Origin of the sequence: Sediminibacterium salmoneum NBRC 103935 (assembly GCF_000511175.1) — a bacterium.
Lineage (GTDB): Bacteria > Bacteroidota > Bacteroidia > Chitinophagales > Chitinophagaceae > Sediminibacterium > Sediminibacterium salmoneum.
The window spans coordinates 1-3,563 of sequence record NZ_KI866530.1 but is presented as its reverse complement, the minus strand read 5'-3'; the positions used below and the strand labels follow the sequence as shown (position 1 = coordinate 3,563).

Annotated in this window: 8 protein-coding genes; 1 reads left to right on the top strand and 7 read right to left on the bottom strand. The window is 35.8% G+C overall.

What is annotated here, in order from left to right; all coding sequences use genetic code 11:
• Positions 1-17 precede the first annotated feature (17 nt).
• The 5 genes from P767_RS0100040 to P767_RS0100020 form a co-directional block, all read right to left on the bottom strand.
• Positions 18-299 (bottom strand): hypothetical protein, encoded by a 282-nt coding sequence (locus P767_RS0100040; protein ID WP_026762903.1) that lies wholly within the window; start codon positions 297-299, stop codon positions 18-20.
• A complete protein-coding gene (locus P767_RS0100035) occupies positions 287-595 on the bottom strand; it encodes a hypothetical protein (RefSeq protein ID WP_026762902.1) in 309 nt (102 codons plus the stop codon). The genes P767_RS0100040 and P767_RS0100035 overlap by 13 nt, the downstream gene beginning before the upstream one ends.
• Positions 596-813: 218 nt before the next feature.
• The gene (locus P767_RS15040) at positions 814-1,044 is read right to left on the bottom strand and encodes a helix-turn-helix domain-containing protein (protein ID WP_037351438.1); all 231 of its coding nucleotides are present in this window, start codon (positions 1,042-1,044) and stop codon (positions 814-816) included.
• A gap of 311 nt (positions 1,045-1,355) precedes the next feature.
• The gene (locus tag P767_RS0100025; RefSeq protein ID WP_026762901.1) at positions 1,356-1,688 is read right to left on the bottom strand and encodes a hypothetical protein; all 333 of its coding nucleotides are present in this window, start codon (positions 1,686-1,688) and stop codon (positions 1,356-1,358) included.
• On the bottom strand, positions 1,672-1,974 hold the full coding sequence (locus P767_RS0100020) for an alpha/beta fold hydrolase (protein WP_026762900.1): 303 nt from the start codon (positions 1,972-1,974) through the stop codon (positions 1,672-1,674). Before P767_RS0100020 ends, P767_RS0100025 begins: the two co-directional genes overlap by 17 nt.
• A 139-nt stretch (positions 1,975-2,113) precedes the next feature.
• Here P767_RS0100020 and P767_RS18220 point away from each other — a divergent pair, with 139 nt between their 5' ends.
• The gene (locus tag P767_RS18220; RefSeq protein WP_157611282.1) at positions 2,114-2,290 is read left to right on the top strand and encodes a hypothetical protein; all 177 of its coding nucleotides are present in this window, start codon (positions 2,114-2,116) and stop codon (positions 2,288-2,290) included.
• Between the two features lie 203 nt (positions 2,291-2,493).
• Here the strand turns inward: P767_RS18220 and P767_RS0100010 are convergent, their stop codons facing one another.
• Together P767_RS0100010 and P767_RS0100005 are read right to left on the bottom strand one after the other, a co-directional pair.
• Complete coding sequence (locus P767_RS0100010) at positions 2,494-3,093, bottom strand: RipA family octameric membrane protein (protein WP_026762898.1); 600 nt, start codon at positions 3,091-3,093, stop codon at positions 2,494-2,496.
• A gap of 9 nt (positions 3,094-3,102) precedes the next feature.
• The gene (locus tag P767_RS0100005) at positions 3,103-3,498 is read right to left on the bottom strand and encodes a hypothetical protein (protein ID WP_026762897.1); all 396 of its coding nucleotides are present in this window, start codon (positions 3,496-3,498) and stop codon (positions 3,103-3,105) included.
• Positions 3,499-3,563: the final 65 nt, after the last annotated feature.

Sequence of the window (3,563 nt, the reverse complement as noted above, 5' to 3'; positions counted from 1 at the left end):
AAATAATAATTTCATATTTATTTACATTTTTTATAAGCTCTTTCTGCAGCAAGATTACACTTAGTTTGGTCAGCAATTGAATCAAAATGACAACCTGATACAATTCCCCAAAATCCTTGAAAAAAACAATTTGCTTCATCCACAAGAAAATCAGTGAAGCAGGCATTCGTAGCGTCTTGATACTCTTTTTGACAACTTGCTGCACTTGTAGCTTGTACTAAATTGTTATTTACTTGAAGTCCAGAATCAAAATAGTCCATAAAAATGTCTCTCCAATCTTCATTTGTTAATTTCGACAAGCTTTTTTTCCATAAAGTTGAGACAACTGACTCAATAGTTTACCTTTTTGGTTATGTATAAGATTTAATTTATCAAATAGAGGTTTGTTTTTTGTTTCAAGTGTTTGCAAAGTACTTCGGTTTTCTGCAATAACTAAAACAGTTTCCGATTTTGACAAACTCACAAACTCACTAATTATAGAAGATTTTGAAATATTCCGCTTTAATAAATCTTTTTGTGAATCTTCACTAAATTCGTTCTTTTCACAAGAGAAAGATAGACAAATCAAGATAAAACCAAACACAAACTTTTTCATTTTTAAAATTTAATTTTATCAATTGGGAAATTCCTGACGTTCATTGATTTAGAACGACATTCATACTTTTTGAAAATGAATGTGAAAACAATCAAATAATGTAAAATATTCTCTTAATCACTTTCTCGAACTCATTTAACCTTTTGTCGTTTTTAAGATTAATTAAAACATCAATTTGATTTTACAAAATTAAATAGCTAAAAATGCCATGCAACAACCTACAGGTTGTTTTTCTTTTCAACATAATCTGGATTACCCACATCAACTAAAAAGGATAAACTAACAGACAAACAAGTTGCAATCTTATTTAGAGTTTCAATTTTTGTCTTTAAAGCCCTTCTTTCAATTTTACTATACGCCTGAGGAGATATGTTAATCTTATAAGCAACTTCAGCTTGTGTATATCCGTAAGATTCTCTTATCATTCGAATTCTGTTTGCAAGTTCCATACTTTATAATCAATAGTTTTTATACTTTTTTGTGTCACTAAAGAAATAATATCTGAGTACTAGACATAAAAGTCATAGATCAGTGTTTACTAACAACCGTATTAATTCAGGAGAAATATTTAGTGTAACAATTGGGGTAGCACGAATATAGTAGAATAAATTAAAATATAATATTTGAAGCAATGTTTGATTGTCTACAACTGGCTTTTCCGAAAAAATACCGTGAAAACACGGTCTAAAATCCGGTACAAGAGAAAGTAAAACAGGGAGGTATACAATTTTACGAGAAGTCTTTCCCCATGGACTTTAACCTACAACCCCATCAACTCCTTCGCCAACTTCTCGGGCATGGAGAAAAAGGGAGAATGACCCGACTTCAGCTTAATTACATTTTCGCAGGGTACCCTGGTTGGCAAAATGGATTTATCCAAGTCCTTGCTTTCAGTACAGAGTATATACACTTTGGGAATGGCTCCATAGATATTGTCTGATACTTTCACCGGGGTTCCCAGCGGAGCAAATGACTGACGGTTTAAATTCTGGTGGGCAAAAGCCTTATCGGCTTCACTGCAGTCATGATAAAATAGGATATCGGCTATTTCGGGTTTGAAAGTACTGGTCTTCCGATCAGCGGCTACAATCAACCCACGCCCGATGGTGATTCGCGTTGAGTCCTTGGGTAACTTCGGTTACCTTGTTTACATAATCAGCAAAACCGACTGTGGCTGGATGGGTGGTATCTTTACCGTGTCCGGGTAAATCAATAGCGATTACCTTATATCCCTTGCTGGTCATGAATGGCACTACTTTATCCCAGCACCATGCTCCATGCCAGGCTCCATGTACCAGTAGATAGGTTTTCTGTTTGTTCTGGGCGGATAGGGTTGCTGTGATGATTAGGAGGAAAATGAAGGGGAGGATCTTTTTCATGCTAACGAGTTGGGTGTGCTAGCTGAATTTAAGAAAAATTTGAATGTGTGGGGAATGTTTTGCTTGGGGGATTGGAACTGTTGAGATTGGGGGTTGGGGTGGGATTTGGAATGGCTGGTACAATTTCGTAAATTGTAGGATGGAGAAAGAAGAAGAAAAAAAGCCGATGAAGAAACTTGCAGCACTGTTGGAGTTTCTTAAAGAGGAAGGTGAGAAAGAGTTAGCTGCTTTAAGGGAAAGACAGAAACCAGGGCCTGATGGGAAGATGACTCCTTTTCCGCAGGAGAAGTATAGTTTTGAGGCGGATTTGGATTAGGGGGTGGATTGGGACTGGCTGAGAGTTGGAAAGAAAGTTGTTGCTAACGGTATGCAGCTTGCCGAAGATGGGGCTTTCGGATCACAAAACTGTCGGCAGGCATAAAGGTGAAACAGAAGTAAAGTACTTCAATTAACCACTGCCCACCCGCTATCGCAAAGCCCATTGTTAATGGCTTGCTGTCTCGTGTCGTTAAGTCCTAGTCATAATTTTAGGTCGTAAAAACGTTTGTTATCGCTTTTTAGAAATCCGACAGGAATTAAATAGCTAAGAATTAAAACAGAAGCAAGTGAAATTATTACTTGTAAAAGTGTCGAAAAGCAACAACAATTATATGAGTAGTCACTAAACAGTTTGTTGATTACAATAAAGCCCCAAACTGTCGAGATAATAAAAGAGAAAAGGATGGCGATCTTAGAGGTCGAGATATTTGCCCCAGACAGAGGACTAAAATAATTGTTTTGTGTTTCTTTGTTTGCGAATACAAAATATACTCTCTCTTTCTCGTCAAACTTTAGTAGGGTCTCCTCATAGTAGTTTATCAAATTTATAAAGTTAATGTTCCAGTAATAGTATCCCTTAGCTGACCAATACCATAATAAACTTACTATGAAACCTAAAATTGAAAGCAAATACTCAACCTGTGGTAGAGATTTGTCAGAGGATATTATTGTGCAGTAACCGACAAATAATGCACCAATGGCAACATAAAAATATGTCATCCATTTATTGAAGTTGTCATAATGAAAATTACGAGCTTCAATTAAAGTTTTGTAGCGGTCTTCTAAAGTCATTTCTTTCATGTGTTGTGGTTATTGAATGCTATCTGCCTCAGGCAATGAAACGCCACGGTCACTTACTTTCCTTAAAACTATTCTCTCTCGAAGTTTAAATTCAAAATCTTCAACCTCAATAGTATGAATTGTCTTACCATCCTTTTTTTCGGTTGATGCTTTTGGAAAATATTTTTCAATTGCATTGTCAAAGTCAGTCAAGGATTTCCAAATACCAACGTTGATGTAGGTCGTGTAGTTAGGGTTTTCAAGTGTGAAAGTTTGAAATTTCGGGTCAAACGTATTTTTGTCTGGCGTCGTAAGTATTTCTCTATAAAGTCCGTTGTCTTCTTCAATTGACATTTTCTTCCAATGATTTTCAAAGTCAATTTCTCGTCCTTTTTTGATTAACCAGTGAACTAAAACTATTTCCATATTTTTTGTCTTTTGTTAAGTCGTCTTTTTATTGTCTTACGGTCGTTCGCTACACTTGCAACTAA